Source organism: Endozoicomonas sp. 8E (assembly GCF_032883915.1).
Taxonomy (GTDB): domain Bacteria; phylum Pseudomonadota; class Gammaproteobacteria; order Pseudomonadales; family Endozoicomonadaceae; genus Endozoicomonas_A.
This window is the reverse complement of sequence record NZ_CP120717.1, coordinates 4,765,643-4,780,432: the sequence shown is the minus strand read 5'-3', so window position 1 is coordinate 4,780,432 and position 14,790 is coordinate 4,765,643. Positions and strand designations below refer to the sequence as shown.

Genomic DNA, 14,790 nt, shown 5'->3' with positions numbered 1-14,790 from the left:
CTTATCTTATTGGTTAATTTCATATCTTTGACTGTTTATCTTTGGCTATTCATATCTTTGACTATTTTCACAAGAAAAAGTTCCTAACCGGGCATACAGGAGGTTTCGTTCTAATGGAGGTATGGCCGACAGTTGGGGGTTCATGCAGCCAAAATGCTTCTAACTGGCTGTTTTCGTTGATGAAAAATACAGTTTTTTCTTTTTTGAGGCAGTGTGTCGAAGAAAAGGTCATCAAACGGTTCCAAAGGACTGTGAACCAGAGGTTATATCGAGGGCCCAATGACAATTTTATAGTGGCCTCTCAATGAAAGAGCTTCTTTCTATCATTTTCACAGTCCAGAACTCTTCTTTTCCCTGGTTTCAATGAGCTCAATATTTTGAACTTCCGTTATAAAACCCACTCTAACAGATTTAATTAATTTTAAATGTCCTTTCCAAGGGAGGATAAATAATGACTTTGTAGCTATGGAAAAATCAGGAATGAACCCTATTAAGAGCAATTTCAGCATACACGAACCACTCTCGCCAACATTTGAGCAAAACCAACTGGAGGAAGCAGCAACGGGTGTCAGTGAAAGCAGGGACGTAACTCTTTATCACAACAATAACTCTCCATTCTTTGAGTTGCCCGAATTCATACATTCAAAAATTATTCGCTGTCTGGGTTTACGTGAGGTTACCCGTTTAGCAGAGGTATGCAGATATTTTCGCCATCTTGTTAAACAAAATAAAGCTTTGGAAAGAGCATGGAATCGCCGTTTTCCTTCATCACACCAATATCAACTGAAGACCACCATTAAGACAAAAGATGAGCACCAACTCCGTGATTGGCTGAAGCCGTTTGCAAATAAGGAGACCATTGAGCCGCTCATAAAACAACAAGAGAATATTCATTTTCCTGCTCAGTTACTTTTTACCAACAGTAAACTGATGTCTCTATGTAAAAAATTCGAGTTAGTGGAAAAACTGGAAATTTCCCATGGTGATAGAGTCTTAGAAGCCAATTTCAGCCCCGATGGCCAACATCTGGTAACCGCCAGTCGTGATGAAACAGCGAAAATTTATGGTCTGGAGGATGATGGCTCGTGGAAACAAAAAGCCATTATTACACATAATGAATGGGTCAGATCAGCCATTTTTAGCCCCGATGGCTGCTATCTGATAACCGCCAGTCACGATCATACAGCGAAAATCTATGGTCTCGAGGACGATGGCTCATGGGAAGAAAAAGCCATCATTAGCCATAATAATCTCCTCCTTTCAGCCATCTTTATTGGTGACGGTCGCCGCGTGGTGACTGCCAGTCTGGGTGATTCGGTGAAAATCACTGGTCGGGGGAACAATGGATCATGGGAACTAGGAGCCTGACCGAGAATAGCGCCCGTAGCGAGGACGGCAGAAAATTGAGGATGAAAATTCGGTTTTGTAAGGAGAATAGCGAGCTATTTGACGAACAAAAGCGGATTTTCAGACCAATTTGCTGCCGCCGCAGTAGGGCAGTCTATTCTCGGTCAGGCTCCTAGAGAACGCTTTTCATAAAAATACGATCAGCTCGACCCGGCTTAGCCCTGATGGCCATCACATGATAATGTTCAATCCTGCAAATTTCGTTATTGAAATCCTTGGTCAGACGGCTGCTGGATTATGGGCAGTAACATCTACCATTCAAACAGAGGGCGGAGCCGGCTCGGCCCAGTTTAGTGCCGATAGCTGTCATCTGGTCATCATCACTTTTGCCAGCACAGCGATAATCTGTGATCTACAGGCTGATGGATCGTGGAAAAAAATGGGCACAATTAAACATGATTTCTGGGTCAAATCAGCCAATTTCAGCGCCGACTGCGTCCATGTGGTGACCGCCGGTGACGATCATAAGGCGAAAATCCATAGCCAGATTGCTGGATCATGGAAAGAAAAAGCCTGCATTGTCCACGATAAGAAGGTCACCTCTGCAAACTTCAGTGCCGATTGCCAGCATGTGGTGACCGCCAGTGATGATGGCACGGCGAAAATCAGTAGCTTGCAGACCGATGGATCATGGAAACTAAAAGCCAACATTGTCCACCAGGATAAGGTTCTCTCGGCCAGCTTCAGTGCCGATGCTTGCCATGTGGTGACTGCCAGTATCGATGGTGTCGTAAAAATCTATGGCGTGGACGCCAATGGCTCATGGCTGCAAAAAGCCGCCATTCAAAAAAAGACAGAATTCACCGCAGCCAGCTTCAGCGCCGATAGCCGCAATGTGGTGACCGTCAGTCAAGATAACAAGGTGAGAATCGCTGAACTACGCAAGAAGGATTGATGGTTGAATGAGCGTAGACAACTTTTTCGTATGTAAGGGCAGAATCTTTATATTGTGCTTCCTTGTATTGTCTATTGGAAAAAACTGTGCTGTTGGATAACAAGCTTCTTGAAAGTAGATTTCCTGATTTTTCTTGGGGGGCGTGGTGATTGTATTTTGAGTTTTTTAATGGAACTTTTATTTCAAAATCGAATCCAATATACAGCATCAATTTTGAACGCCCTTTTTAACCGGAGAGATAGTCACCCAGGAGAAACCCAGCATGCACTCTGACACTGGCATTTCCAGCATAGTCGCTTCACTTTCGCTACAGTCTGTGAACACTCCAATAGAGAGAGAGCCGCCCGGTGTTAGTGCGGGCAGATCCATCGCTCTACCTGATAAGGACATTGAGAAAACAGTTTCATTGCACTCTTTGCCCGAAGAATTACAAATCAAAATTTTTCGTTTCTTGGAGTTTCGGGATATTATCGGTTTACAACAGGTATCTACTCATTTCAACAGTCTTATTAAAGACGATCATACCTTGGTAAAGGCATGGTATCGCCGGTTTTCTTTACCACACCAGGATCAATTAAAGAAAATCCTTCCTGCAGAGGATAAAGAACAACTCCGTAATTGGCTGCGACCCTTTACGAAAGATGAAGCGTTAGTTGAATCACTCATCAATCACCGGGAGAAAGTTTATTTTCCTGCACTCTTCCATTTCAGCAAAGCTAGACTTATGTCTCAATACAAAAAGTATGATCTTGTTACAGAAGCTGTCATTGCTGATAACGGCCAGCCGGTACCATTGACCCTCAGTGATGATGGCCGCCATTTGATGACGGGAAGTCGTCGTGGCAAGGCGAAAATCATTGGTCAGAAAGCCGATGGGTCGTGGGAAGAAAAAATCACTATTTCCCATCAAGACTCTGTCAGATCAGCCACCTTTAGTTCCGATGGCCGCCATTTGATGATCGTCAGTGAGGATCGAACGTTGAAAATCTTCAGTCAGGGAGGCGATGGATCATGGGAAGAAAAACTGACCATTTCCGATGACCTGCTGGCCAAATCATTTACCTTCAGTGCCGATAGTCGCCATTTGTTGATTGTTGGTTTCAAAGGGTTGGCAAAAATCTATGGTCAGGAAGACGATGGATCATGGCTAGAAAAATACGCTATTTACCGCGATCCGGGGGTCGATTCAGCCACCTTCAGCACCGATGGTCGCCGAATAGTGACGGTCGGTAAAGATAAAACCGCAGAAATCCACGTTCAGAAGACCGATGGCTCATGGGAAGAAGAGGGTATCATTTTCCATGATCTCTCTGTCAGTTCAGCCATCTTCAGTGCGGATGACCGCCATGTGTTGACCGTCGGTGCTGATGACAAGGCGAAAATATACGGCCAGAAGGTTGATGGCTCATGGGGAGAAAAAGTCACCATTTCCCATGAATCTTCGATCAACTCAGCCACCTTCAGCGCAGATGGTGGCAGAGTGGTGACGGCCAGTAAGGATAACACGGCGAAAATCTATGATCAGAAGACCGATGGCTCATGGAAAGAAGAAGCCAATATCTCTCTTTATCACAGGGTCAAATCAGCCAGCTTTAGCCCCAATGGCCGCTATGTGGTGACCACCAGTGCTAATAAAACGGTGAAAATCTTTGGGCGCAAGGAAGGTGGATCCTGGGAAGAAAAACTCACCATTTCTCACGATGAAAAAATTGTCTCAGCTATCTTCAGCCCCGATAGTTGCCATCTTATAAGCAGCAGTAGAGACGGTACCAAGAAAATCTCTGGCAGGAAGGCTGATGGATCATGGGTCGAAAAAGCCACCATTTGCTATAAAAGTTCTTTCTCATCGGAAGGCTTCAGTGCCGATGGCCGTCTTCTGGTGACCAACTCTTCACTTGGAGAGTTCAAAATCCATGGTCTGGAGACTGATGGATCCTGGGGTGAAAAAGTCAGTTTTTTCCGTGATGTTTCGACCGCATTTTCACGCTTTAGCGCTGGTGGCCACTACGTGGTGACGACCATTGTCGATCATAAAGTGCGTAGTCATAGGCTCCATACCGATTACAAAGTGCAAATTGATAAGTTATCGATGAAACTGGATTCAAGCAATAATTGATGGCTTGCTGTGATAAATAAAAGAGACGCCAGTCCACATGTGATGAAAGACAGAAGTTTTAAGTACTCAGCCATACGGAATCGAATATTTCTGGCTTATTGGGCAGGTGCTCTGCAAGGCGCAACGACGGGAACATAGCAAGCTATGTGACCAGTGTTGCAACGCAGCACGACTGCATGGATGCAGGAGCTAGAGCAACGCAGGAGCAGTTGCCGCGAGTGCCTGAACAATGAGTCAGAAAATATGATTTCGTATGGTTGAGTACTTATTAGTTGCTCTTCTTAGGGTAGACATTAAGCTCAAAAAAGATCCATTTCCAGCGGCAGAACTCACCTTGAACAGCCAAAATAAAGCTTCGCGAAAAGTATCAAGGCTGAACAAGATGAGTACTGCAAATAGTAGACTAGTTGAAAAAAACTGCTGACGTGTTTCGACCGGTCTGAACTCCTCAGCATGGCGGAACAGCTTGGTTTTACTATACGACAGCGAGATATCCGCCCCTTGGACTTTATCCTTTCACTGATTGATGCCCTTGCTGGTGATGGAAGCTGCGATACTCAAGCCGATCTCCACCGAAAATTTAATGAGTTGACGGGGCTGAATGTCTCCTATCGTTCCTGGGCAAATCAAGCTAAAAAAGACGCGATGCCTGCTCTTGTCCTCTGGCTACGGGTGCAGTGTCTGGAAGTCTTTACCCGCAAAGTCATGGCGTTTGATGAGGACAGTCCATTTTCAGAGTTTGAGCACATTCTGATTCATGACGGCTCATCGCAGGCTGTCTACGATGCCCTAAAGGAAACATTTCCCGGCAGGTTCTCAACGGTCAGTCCTGCTGCTGTCGAACTTCATACGACAATGGATCTTCTTACCAACAATCTGGTGCGCGTGCAGCTCACTGAAGATACCCGTTCAGAAAGAGACTGTCTGCCACCACTGCCAACCTCCATGGCTAATATCCTAATGCTGATCGATGCCGGTTATTTTGAGTTGGAACGCTTTGCTGCCATTGATGATCGGGAGGGGTCTTTTATCTGCAAGGCACCTCAGAGTATCAACCCGACGATACTCAGCGCAGTACGAGAGGATGGCAAAAATCTCAATCGCTACAAAGGGAAAAAACTTAAGGAGGTGTTGTCTGGCTTCCCTAAAGATCAATGCCTCGACCTGGATGTAGAATGGCCAGGATTCAAAGCCTGGCCATATCGTTTGGTTGTCCGCTGGAATGACAGGAGACTGAAATGGGTATTCGTTGTAACCAACCTTAACCGGGTTGAGTTCACCTTGAACGAAGTACTTCAGGCCTATCGTCTACGATGGCAGATAGAGCTTATCTTCAAAGAGATCAAGTCCTACTCAGGGTGGCATCGTTTTAACACTAAATCAGCGACACTGGTTTTTAGCCTGATTCTGATGTCCTTCGTGGTTGTGACGTTGAAAAGGTATCTTGCCCATGCTGCGCAGGCGAACCTCTACGAAAGTGGAGCCATTGAAGAAATCTCGACGCATAAGGCGATGAAAAGTGGAACCCGGCTGTTTGGTAATGTCATTTTATCTCTGATGAATGCAGGAAAGTCTCTGCTCTCACATACGAGGAAGCTGCTCAACTTCTGGGCAGATAATGCGAAACGTGAACACCCTGCACGAGATGGTTGTTCAGGGCGTACAAGATTAGGTCTTTGTGCTGTGGGTGGGGCTTAATGTCTAACCTAAGAGTACTTATTGGGCCTTATCCCCCCTGTCGAAGCGAAGAAAAAGTCTGGTCACGCAAAAATTCTATAAATTAGATACTTATAATTCATCTTGCTTAAGATTCACCGGAACGGCTCAAACTTCCACTTTGGGAATGCCGCCAAACTCGATAAAACGTGGAAAAAAGACTGCATAGGTTTTAAAAGACATACGATGCCATCTCACCAAAGTTATGCAGTAAAATGATGACGTATAAGACCAAAAAAATGAATCAAGCAGTCTACAATAATTTAGCTCACGACGCTCTGTATGGGAGCATACTTCCGCTACTAAAAATCTAACATAATCTGTAATTATGTAGACTTATCTACGCCGTCGACATGGATGCACGACGAATCGTGTCTAACTCCACTCTTGCGTAGGGTTTAGGGTCTGGGCGACCCCGTCGAGCTGTAACCTGTCTCGACGGGGACGCCTAGTCCGTAATTATCAAGGTTCAAACTCGCACTGTAATCCCTATCATGCAGAGTTTTACATTTTGGACACCGCCACTCACGATCAGACAGGGTGAGATTGTCATTTATGTAGTCGCAAGTATGAACTGCACATTTCTTCGAGCTGGGAAAGAACCGATCTGCAATCACAACCTGACATCCTCGCAGCTCTGCCTTGTATTCAACCAGTTCTCTCAGCTTACCGAAACCTGCGTCACTGATTGCTCTTGCCAGTTTGCGGTTTTTTACCATGCCTTTGACATTCAGATTTTCGAGGGTGATTATTTTGAATCTTGACGTCAGATAATCACTTACCTCATGTAGTACGGCTGTTCGCTGGTTACTTATCCGGTAATGCAGTTTGGCAACCGCTCGCTTGGCTTTCACATAGCGGTTGCTTCCCTTTGTTTTGCAGCTTAACGCCCTCTGTTTCCTGTTAAGGCGTTTCAGAGAGCCTTTCAGTTTCTGATTAGCAGCAAAGGTTTTGCCATTCGAACAAATAGCTAAATCTTTGATGCCAAAATCAACGCCCACAGACTCATGGCTTTGTGCTTTTGGGTCGTAATCCTGAGTGTCTACCAAAATAGAAGCGAAATACTTTCCGGCTCGCTTAGTGATCGTCACCTGACAGGGTGTTCCTGTGAACCTCAGTTTCTGGCGCATCTTGATGCGGGTTTTCAATTTCTCAATGCGAAGTGTTCTGCCATCAACATCGAACTTGGGTTTTTCTCTGAGAGAAAAACTGTCGTGTAGTCCTCGCTTCTTGAATCTTGGATAACCTGCTTTTTCTCCTTTCTTCACCCGACGGAAGAAGTGAGTAAAGGCGTCATGAAGATCGTCGATTGTATTCCTGGTGACACGTTGGCTGACTTCGGCATACCAGGGAAACTCAAGCCTGAGTTCCTGGTATTTTTCATTCGCAGCCTTCTTTGACCATTTAACGCCTTCTTGATTGAAATGGGCTAACAGTTGATTGAACGCATGACGACGAGAACCACAAGCCCTATCAAGATAATCGGCTTGTTGTTTTGTCGGTCTGAGTTCAATCTTGTGAGCTAACAACGTCTTGCAAAGTCTCAAGCATTTTTTCGTATAACCTGAGTTCGCCAACCTTTTGCAGAACAGCAGGCTTCTAGTAGCTCTTGCTGACTGTCTAAGTCTGGCTTTTGGTCGTGACTGGATACTCTGCAATAGCAAAGCGTAGGCGCAGCTTCGTTACTGTAGCCCATCAATTCAGACACGTCGTAGTAACAAGTTCCAACTTTGGTCTTTCTGGCAGGAAGCAGCTCACCTGTGCTTTCCGATTTTCGTAGTGTTACTGGGTCTGTACCATGTAAACGAGCTGCCTCACCTATCTTCAGTAATCACTTATCCATGCTTGAGATTTTATAAGATAGTTTTAGATTATAATAGATTTCTGCGAACTGTTTTTAACCCCTGAAAACCGCTCTACAGCGTCAGATAAGTTACGGGTTTCCACGTTGAAGAGGGTGTCGCAAAACCTCTGGTTCCCATGCTTCAGCGTGGGAACCCATGACTATCTCTGGCTGTAGAGTCTGCTTTTCAGTGGAGGTATGCATTCCCACGCAGAGCCAGAGTGTCGCAAAACTCTCTCCAGCGTGCGAACGAGTTGACTCCCAACATTCCCTGCTTCATTCTCGTCATTCCCGCGAAGGCGGGAATCCACACTGACTCTCCACCAGAACCATACTGCCCGGTGCCGCCCCTAGCCTTGTCATCCCCGAGAAGTCAGAGATCCACCGTTGGCTCTGGATTCCCGCCTTCGCGGGAATGACGACCTCAGAGCATGGGAACGAGCTGTTGGAGTTTTGCAACACCCTCAGAGCGTGGGAACGAGTTGTTAGAGTTTTGCGACAGCCTCAGAGCGGGGAACGAGTAGTATCCCAATGAGTGAACTTTTATATGAAAACCTACTCTGATTAATTGCATTAGTTGTGAAAGCTCTTTTTTTAATTGAGGGAGAATTCTAACATAGGAGAAATCAGGTTTGGATTCTACGTATAGTAAATCCGGCGTAGCCGGTTCAATCTTGCCAACGGCTGGTCGCGCTCGATTGGAGGGAGAATCATCTGGCCTCAGTGCAGGTAGATCCATCGCTGTACCCGACAAAGAAATACAGAAAACTGCTTCATTGCACGATTTGCCCGAGGAAATAACTATTAAAATTATTCGCTTGTTGGAATTTCGGGATATTGCCCGATTACAACAGGTATCGACTCATATGCACGGGGTTATTAATAACAATCATGTTCTGGCAAAGGCATGGTATCAGCGGTTTTCTTCACCACACCAATATCAATTAAAGACAAGCCTTCCTACAGAAGATAAAAAACAACTCCGTCTTTGGCTGAGGCCGTTTACGGAGGATGAAGCGTTAGTCGAATCACTCATAAAATACCGAAAGAAAGTGTATTTTCCTGCTTTGTTTTATTTCGCCAAAAGTGGACTGATGACTCGATGTAAAACATTTAATTCAGAGAAAAAAGCTGCCATCGCCCATCATGACCTTGTCACAGCTGAATTCAGTGCCGATGGCCGTCATGTGGTGACAGCCAGTGACGACAAAAAGGCGAAAATCTATGGCCAGAATGACAAAGGAGCATGGGTAGAAAAAGCAATCATTTCCCACGATGCTTACGTCGCTTCAGCCACCTTCAGTGCCGATAGCCTCCATTTGGTGACCTTCAGTTGGGATCACACGTCGAAAATCTATGGTCAGGGTGTCGGTGGGTCATGGGTACATAAACTCACCATTTCCCATAATAATTTCATCAACTCAGCTTTCTTTAGCCCAGATGGTCGTCATGTGGTAACCGCCAGTGACGACCACACAGCGAAAATTACTAGTCATAAGGATGATGGATCATGGGAAGAAAAGCTCATCCTTTCCCATGGTCATTGGGTCAACTCTGCCACCTTCAGCTCCGATAGCCGTCATGTGATGACCGCCAGTGGCGATCACACTGCAAAAATCTTCCGCCTGCGGGACGATGGATCATGGGAAGAAAAAGCCACCATCTCTCATAATCACTGGATCAGATCAGTCACCTTTAGCGCTGATGGTAGCTATGCGGTGACCGTCGGAGACGATCGCAAGGCGAAAATCCACCACCTGGAAGAGAATGGATCATGGTTAGAAAAAGTGACTATTTCCCATGATGATTTTGTGCAGTCAGCCACCTTCAGCGTCGATGGCCATCATTTGGTCACGGCCAGTCTCGATAACACGGCAAAAATCTATGGTGAGAAGACGGATGGCTCATGGGAACGAGAAGCCACTATTTTCCATGAACGCTGGGTTGTATCAGCCAACTTAACTGCCAATGGCTGCCATGTGGTGACCGTCGGTGCAGATAAAAAGGTCAAAATCTCTAGCCGACAGGTCAATGGATTATGGAAAGAAAATATCACCATTTCCCATGGTGGCCATGTCAAAACAGCCACCTTCAGCCCTGATGGCTCCCGCATGGTGACCGCCAGTAACGATGGCACCGTGAGAATCTATGGCCTGAAGGTCGACGGATTATGGGAAGAAAAACGTACCTTTTATCATAATCACTCCGTCAACTCTGCCATCTTTAGCCCCGATGGTCGCCACGTGCTAACGGCCAGCGATGACTGCACGGCGAGAATTATTGGCCAGCACACTGATGGATCATGGGTCGTAAAAGCCATCCTTTCCCATAAACGTTCGATCAAATCAGCCGCTTTCAGCGCCGATGGTTACCATGTATTAACTATCAGTAGCGATAATAAAGTGCGAATTATCAAACTAAGGATGAGTGAATGATGGTTGAGTACTTACTGTGACAAATAAAAGGGGCGCCATTCTGCATGTAAGTACCTAACCAGTTGGTTTCGCATATTCTGGACGGCGGCTTTTTCCATCCTTCTGCGTTCCAACTCTGGTTGCGTAGCTACGGCTACGCGCCCGTCGTTGCGCCTTGAAGGATGAAAAAATCCTCTCGCCAGAATATGCGAAACCAACTGGCCAGGTACTTACTGAAAGACAGAAACTTTTAAGTCCATGTTTTGAACTTTTATTTCAAATCCAACTCTAAATTTCTCCATCAATTTTGAACCTCCTTGTTAATCGACGGCAATACAAGTCCGGGGAAAATCAGGTATGCATAGTGCAAATAATAACTCCGGCATCGTTGGATCTTCCTTGCCTACAACCCAGCTTACACGATCGGGCAGAGAACCATCGGTTTACAGAGCGGGCAGGTCTATCGCCGTCGTTGAAAAAGAAATAAAGAGAACAGCCTCATTGCATGATTTGCCCGAGGAATTAATCATCAAAATTATTCGCTTGTTGGAATTTCGGGATATTGCCCGATTACAACAGGTATCGACACACTTAAACAGGGTAATTAAAGACAATCATGCTCTGGCAAAGGCATGGTATCAGCGGTTTTCTTTACCACACCAATATCAATTAAAGACAAGCCTTCCTACAGAAGATAAAAAACAACTCCGTCTTTGGTTGAGGCCGTTTACGGAGGATGAAGCGTTAGTCGCATCACTCATAAAATACCGAAAGAAAGCTTATTTTCCTGCTTTGTTTTATTTCGCCAAAACTGGACTGATGTCTCAATGTAAAATATTTAACTTAGAGAAAAAAACGACCATTGCCCATCGTGACTTTGTCAGATCAGCAGACTTCAGCGCCGATGGCCGTCATATGGTGACGATCACCTGTAACGACAAAAAGGTGAAAATCTACGGCCAGAATGACAAAGGAACATGGGTAGAAAAAGCAACCATTTCCCACGATCTTGACGTCAGCTCAGCCAGCTTCAGTGCCGATAGCCGCCATGTGGTGACCGTCAGCCTGGATGACACGTCGAAAATCTATGGTCAGGGAGTCGATGGGTCATGGGTACACAAACTCACTATTTCCCATAATGATTACATCTACTCAGCTTTCTTCAGCCCTGATGGTCGTCATGCGGCAACCGCCAGTGGCGACCACACGGCGAAAATTATTAGCCAGAAGGATGATGGATCATGGGAAGAAAAGCTCACCCTTTCCCATAATGATTGGGTCAACTCTGCCACCTTCAGCTCCGATAGCCGTCATGTGATGACCAGCAGTTACGATAACACGGTGAAAATCCTTAGCCAGCAGGACGATGGATCATGGGAAGAAAAAGCGATCATTTCCCATGATGATTCGATTGATTCAGCCACTTTTAGCGCCGATGGTATTTATGTGGTGACCATCAGTAATGATCACAAGGCGAAGATCCACCACCTGGAAGAGAACGGATCATGGTTAGAAAAAGTGACCATTTCCCATGATACATGTCTGCACTCAGCTATTTTCAGTCTCGATGGCCACCATTTAGTGACGGGCAGTTTTGATAAAACGGCAAAAATCTACGGTGAGAAGGCTGATGGATCATGGGAACCAGAAGCCACCATTTCCCATACTCACTGGTTCTTCTCAGCCAGTTTCTGTGCTGACGGCCGACATGTGGTGACCGTCGATGGAGATGGCAAGGCCAAAATTCATAGCCAGCAGGTCAATGGATTATGGAAAGAAAATGTCACCTTTACCCATGATGACAACGTCAACTCAGCCACCTTCAGCCCTGATGGCCACCACTTAGTGACTGCCGGCAGCGATGGCATGGTGAGAATCTACGGTCTGAAGGACGGATCATGGGAAAAAAAACGTACCTTTTACCATAATGATTCTGTCAACTCTGCCACCTTTAGCCCTGATGGTCGCCATGTGGTAACCGCCAGTGACGATTGCACGGCGAGAATCATTGGCCAGCAAACTGATGGATCATGGGTCGTAAAAGCCATCATTTCCCATAAATGTCCGATCATATCAGCCACTTTCAGCGCCGATGGCGACCATGTATTGACTATCAGTAGTGATAATGAAGTGCGAATTAATAAACTATGGATGAATAAATGATTGTTTGCTGTGACAAATAAAAGGGTGCCATTCTTCATGTGCTGAAAGACAGAAAATCAGGACAGGATTTTGTGAACTTTTATTTCAAAACTAACTCTAATTTGCTTCATCAATTTTGGATGTCCTTATTATTCGCTGAAAGACAGAAACTTTTAAGTCCATGTTTTGAACTTTTATTTCAAATCCAACTCTAAATTTCTCCATCAATTCTGAACCTCTTTGTTTATCGACGGCAATACTGGTCCAGGGAAAATAAGGTATGCATAGCGCAGATAATAACTCCGGCATTGTTGGGTCTTCCTTGCCCCCAACCCAGCTTACACGATCGGGCCGAGAACCATCGGGTTACAGTGCGGGCAGGTCTATCGCGGTTGTTGAAAAAGAAATAAAGAGAACAGTCTCATTGCACGATTTGCCCGAAGAATTAACCATCAAAATTATTCGTTTGTTGGAACTTCGGGATATTGTCCGCTTGCAACAGGTATCGACTCACTTACACAGGGTTGTTAAAGATAATCACGCTCTGGCAAAGGCATGGTTTCGACGGTTTTCTTCACCACACCAATATCAATTAAAGACAAGCCTTCCTTCAGAAGATAAAAAACAACTCCGTCTCTGGCTGAGGCCGTTTACGGAGGATGAAGCGTTAGTCGCATCACTCATAAAATGCCGAAAGAAAGTTTATTTTCCTGCCTTGTTTCATTTCACCAGAACCGGACTGATGTCTCGGTGTAAGGCATTTAATTTAGAGAGAAAAGCAACCATTACCCATTATGGCTTTGTCGGTTCAGCAAACTTCAGCGACGATAGCCGTCATGTGTTGACCGCAAGTAAAGACACAAAGGCGAAAATCTACGGTCAGAATGGCAAAGAAACATGGGTAGAAAAGGCCATCATTTCCCACAATCTTGACATAAACTCAGCCAGCTTCAGCCCGGATGGCTGCTATTTGGTAACCGCCAGTTACGATAACACGTCGAAAATCTACGGTCAGGGAGTTGCTGGGTCATGGGTACATAAACTCACCATTTCCCATAATGATTCTGTCAACTCAGCCTCCTTTAGCCCGGATGGTCGCCATTTGGTAACTCGCAGTGGCGACTGCACGGCGAAAATCATTAGCCAAAAGGATGATGGGTCATGGGAACACAAACTCACCATTTCCCATAATGATTGGGTCAGATCTGCCACTTTCAGCCCCAGTAGCCGTCATGTGATCACCACGAGTTTCGACCATACAGCGAAAATCTTCGAACAGCGGGACGATGGATCATGGGAAGAAAAAGTCATCATTTCTCATAATAGCGAGGTCTATTCAGCTACCTTTAGCGCCGATGGTAGGCATGTGGTGACCGTCGGAGATGATCGCAAGGCGAAAATCCACCACCTGGAAGAGAATGGATCATGGTTAGAAAAAGTGACTATTTCCCATGATGATTTTGTGCAGTCAGCCGCCTTCAGCGTCGATGGCCATCATTTGGTGACGGCCAGTCTCGATAACACGGCAAAAATCTATGGCGAGAAGGCTGATGGATCATGGGAAGAAGAAGCCACCATTTCCCATGCTCACTGGGTCGAATCAGCCAATTTAACTTCCAATGGCCGCCATGTGGTGACCTTCGGTGGAGATAACAAGGTCAAAATTCATAGCCGACAGGTCACTGGATCATGGAGAGAAAATGTCACCATTTCTCATGATGACTTTATCAAATCAGCCACTTTCAGCCCTGATGGTCAGCATGTGGTGACCGCCAGTAATGATCGCACGGTGAGAATTTATGGCCTGAAGGTCGATGGATCATGGGAAGAAAAACGTACCTTTTGCCATAATGATTCTGTCAACTCTGCCACCTTCAGCTCCGATGGTCGCCATGTACTAACGGCCAGCGATGACTGCACGGCGAGAATCATTGGCCAGCACACTGATGGATCATGGGTCGTAAAAGCCATCCTTCCCCATAAATGTTCAATAAAATCAGCCACTTTCAGCGCCGATGGTTACCATGTATTAACTATCAGTAGCGATAATAAAGTGCAAATTATTAAACTACGGATGAGTGAATGATTGATGACTGTGACAAATAAAAGGGGCACCATTCTGCATGTAAGTACCTAACCAGTTGGTTTCGCATATTCTGGACGGCGGCTTTTTCCATCCTTCTGCGTTCCAACTCTGGTTGCGTAGCTACGGCTACGCGCCCGTCGTTGCGCCTTGAAGGATGAAAAAATCCTCTCG

General features: G+C 45.6%; 10 protein-coding genes. 8 read left to right on the top strand and 2 right to left on the bottom strand.

Translation table 11 applies throughout. The features are described from left to right. The first annotated feature begins 480 nt into the window (after positions 1–480). From P6910_RS16005 to P6910_RS15990, 4 genes are all read left to right on the top strand, one after another. The gene (locus tag P6910_RS16005; RefSeq protein ID WP_317142282.1) at positions 481–1,368 is read left to right on the top strand and encodes an F-box/WD repeat-containing protein; all 888 of its coding nucleotides are present in this window, start codon (positions 481–483) and stop codon (positions 1,366–1,368) included. A 220-nt stretch (positions 1,369–1,588) separates the two neighbouring features. Further along, positions 1,589–2,302, top strand: a complete 714-nt coding sequence (locus tag P6910_RS16000; protein WP_317142281.1) for a hypothetical protein — start codon at positions 1,589–1,591, stop codon at positions 2,300–2,302. Positions 2,303–2,564: 262 nt separating this feature from the next. Next, positions 2,565–4,418, top strand: a complete 1,854-nt coding sequence (locus tag P6910_RS15995) for an F-box/WD40 repeat-containing protein (protein WP_317142280.1) — start codon at positions 2,565–2,567, stop codon at positions 4,416–4,418. Positions 4,419–4,835: 417 nt separating this feature from the next. After that, positions 4,836–6,116, top strand: coding sequence for an IS4 family transposase (locus tag P6910_RS15990; protein WP_317146562.1), 1,281 nt, complete (start codon positions 4,836–4,838; stop codon positions 6,114–6,116). A gap of 416 nt (positions 6,117–6,532) precedes the next feature. Here the strand turns inward: P6910_RS15990 and P6910_RS15985 are convergent, their stop codons facing one another. Together P6910_RS15985 and P6910_RS26880 are read right to left on the bottom strand one after the other, a co-directional pair. Further along, a complete protein-coding gene (locus P6910_RS15985) occupies positions 6,533–7,663 on the bottom strand; it encodes an RNA-guided endonuclease TnpB family protein (protein ID WP_317142279.1) in 1,131 nt (376 codons plus the stop codon). Positions 7,664–7,677: 14 nt separating this feature from the next. Then, positions 7,678–7,830, bottom strand: coding sequence for a recombinase family protein (locus P6910_RS26880; protein WP_410493871.1), 153 nt, complete (start codon positions 7,828–7,830; stop codon positions 7,678–7,680). A gap of 368 nt (positions 7,831–8,198) precedes the next feature. Here P6910_RS26880 and P6910_RS15980 point away from each other — a divergent pair, with 368 nt between their 5' ends. The 4 genes from P6910_RS15980 to P6910_RS15965 all read left to right on the top strand — a co-directional run bounded on the left by P6910_RS15980 (position 8,199) and on the right by P6910_RS15965 (position 14,619). After that, the gene (locus tag P6910_RS15980) at positions 8,199–8,396 is read left to right on the top strand and encodes a hypothetical protein (protein ID WP_317142278.1); all 198 of its coding nucleotides are present in this window, start codon (positions 8,199–8,201) and stop codon (positions 8,394–8,396) included. Positions 8,397–8,609: 213 nt separating this feature from the next. Beyond that, positions 8,610–10,412: an F-box/WD repeat-containing protein gene (locus tag P6910_RS15975; RefSeq protein ID WP_317142277.1), complete on the top strand. Its 1,803-nt coding sequence runs from the start codon at positions 8,610–8,612 to the stop codon at positions 10,410–10,412. A gap of 336 nt (positions 10,413–10,748) precedes the next feature. After that, the gene (locus tag P6910_RS15970) at positions 10,749–12,554 is read left to right on the top strand and encodes an F-box/WD40 repeat-containing protein (protein ID WP_317142276.1); all 1,806 of its coding nucleotides are present in this window, start codon (positions 10,749–10,751) and stop codon (positions 12,552–12,554) included. A 259-nt stretch (positions 12,555–12,813) separates the two neighbouring features. Continuing rightward, positions 12,814–14,619, top strand: coding sequence for an F-box/WD repeat-containing protein (locus P6910_RS15965; RefSeq protein WP_317142275.1), 1,806 nt, complete (start codon positions 12,814–12,816; stop codon positions 14,617–14,619). Positions 14,620–14,790 lie beyond the last annotated feature (171 nt).

Excerpts from the sequence above, each read along its gene's own strand:
- P6910_RS16005 (WP_317142282.1), top strand. The coding sequence starts at position 481 with ATGAACCCTATTAAGAGCAATTTCAGCATACACGAACCACTCTCGCCA.
- P6910_RS15970 (WP_317142276.1), top strand. The coding sequence starts at position 10,749 with ATGCATAGTGCAAATAATAACTCCGGCATCGTTGGATCTTCCTTGCCT.
- P6910_RS26880 (WP_410493871.1), bottom strand. The coding sequence starts at position 7,830 with ATGGGCTACAGTAACGAAGCTGCGCCTACGCTTTGCTATTGCAGAGTA.
- P6910_RS15995 (WP_317142280.1), top strand. The coding sequence starts at position 2,565 with ATGCACTCTGACACTGGCATTTCCAGCATAGTCGCTTCACTTTCGCTA.
- P6910_RS15965 (WP_317142275.1), top strand. The coding sequence starts at position 12,814 with ATGCATAGCGCAGATAATAACTCCGGCATTGTTGGGTCTTCCTTGCCC.
- P6910_RS16000 (WP_317142281.1), top strand. The coding sequence starts at position 1,589 with ATGTTCAATCCTGCAAATTTCGTTATTGAAATCCTTGGTCAGACGGCT.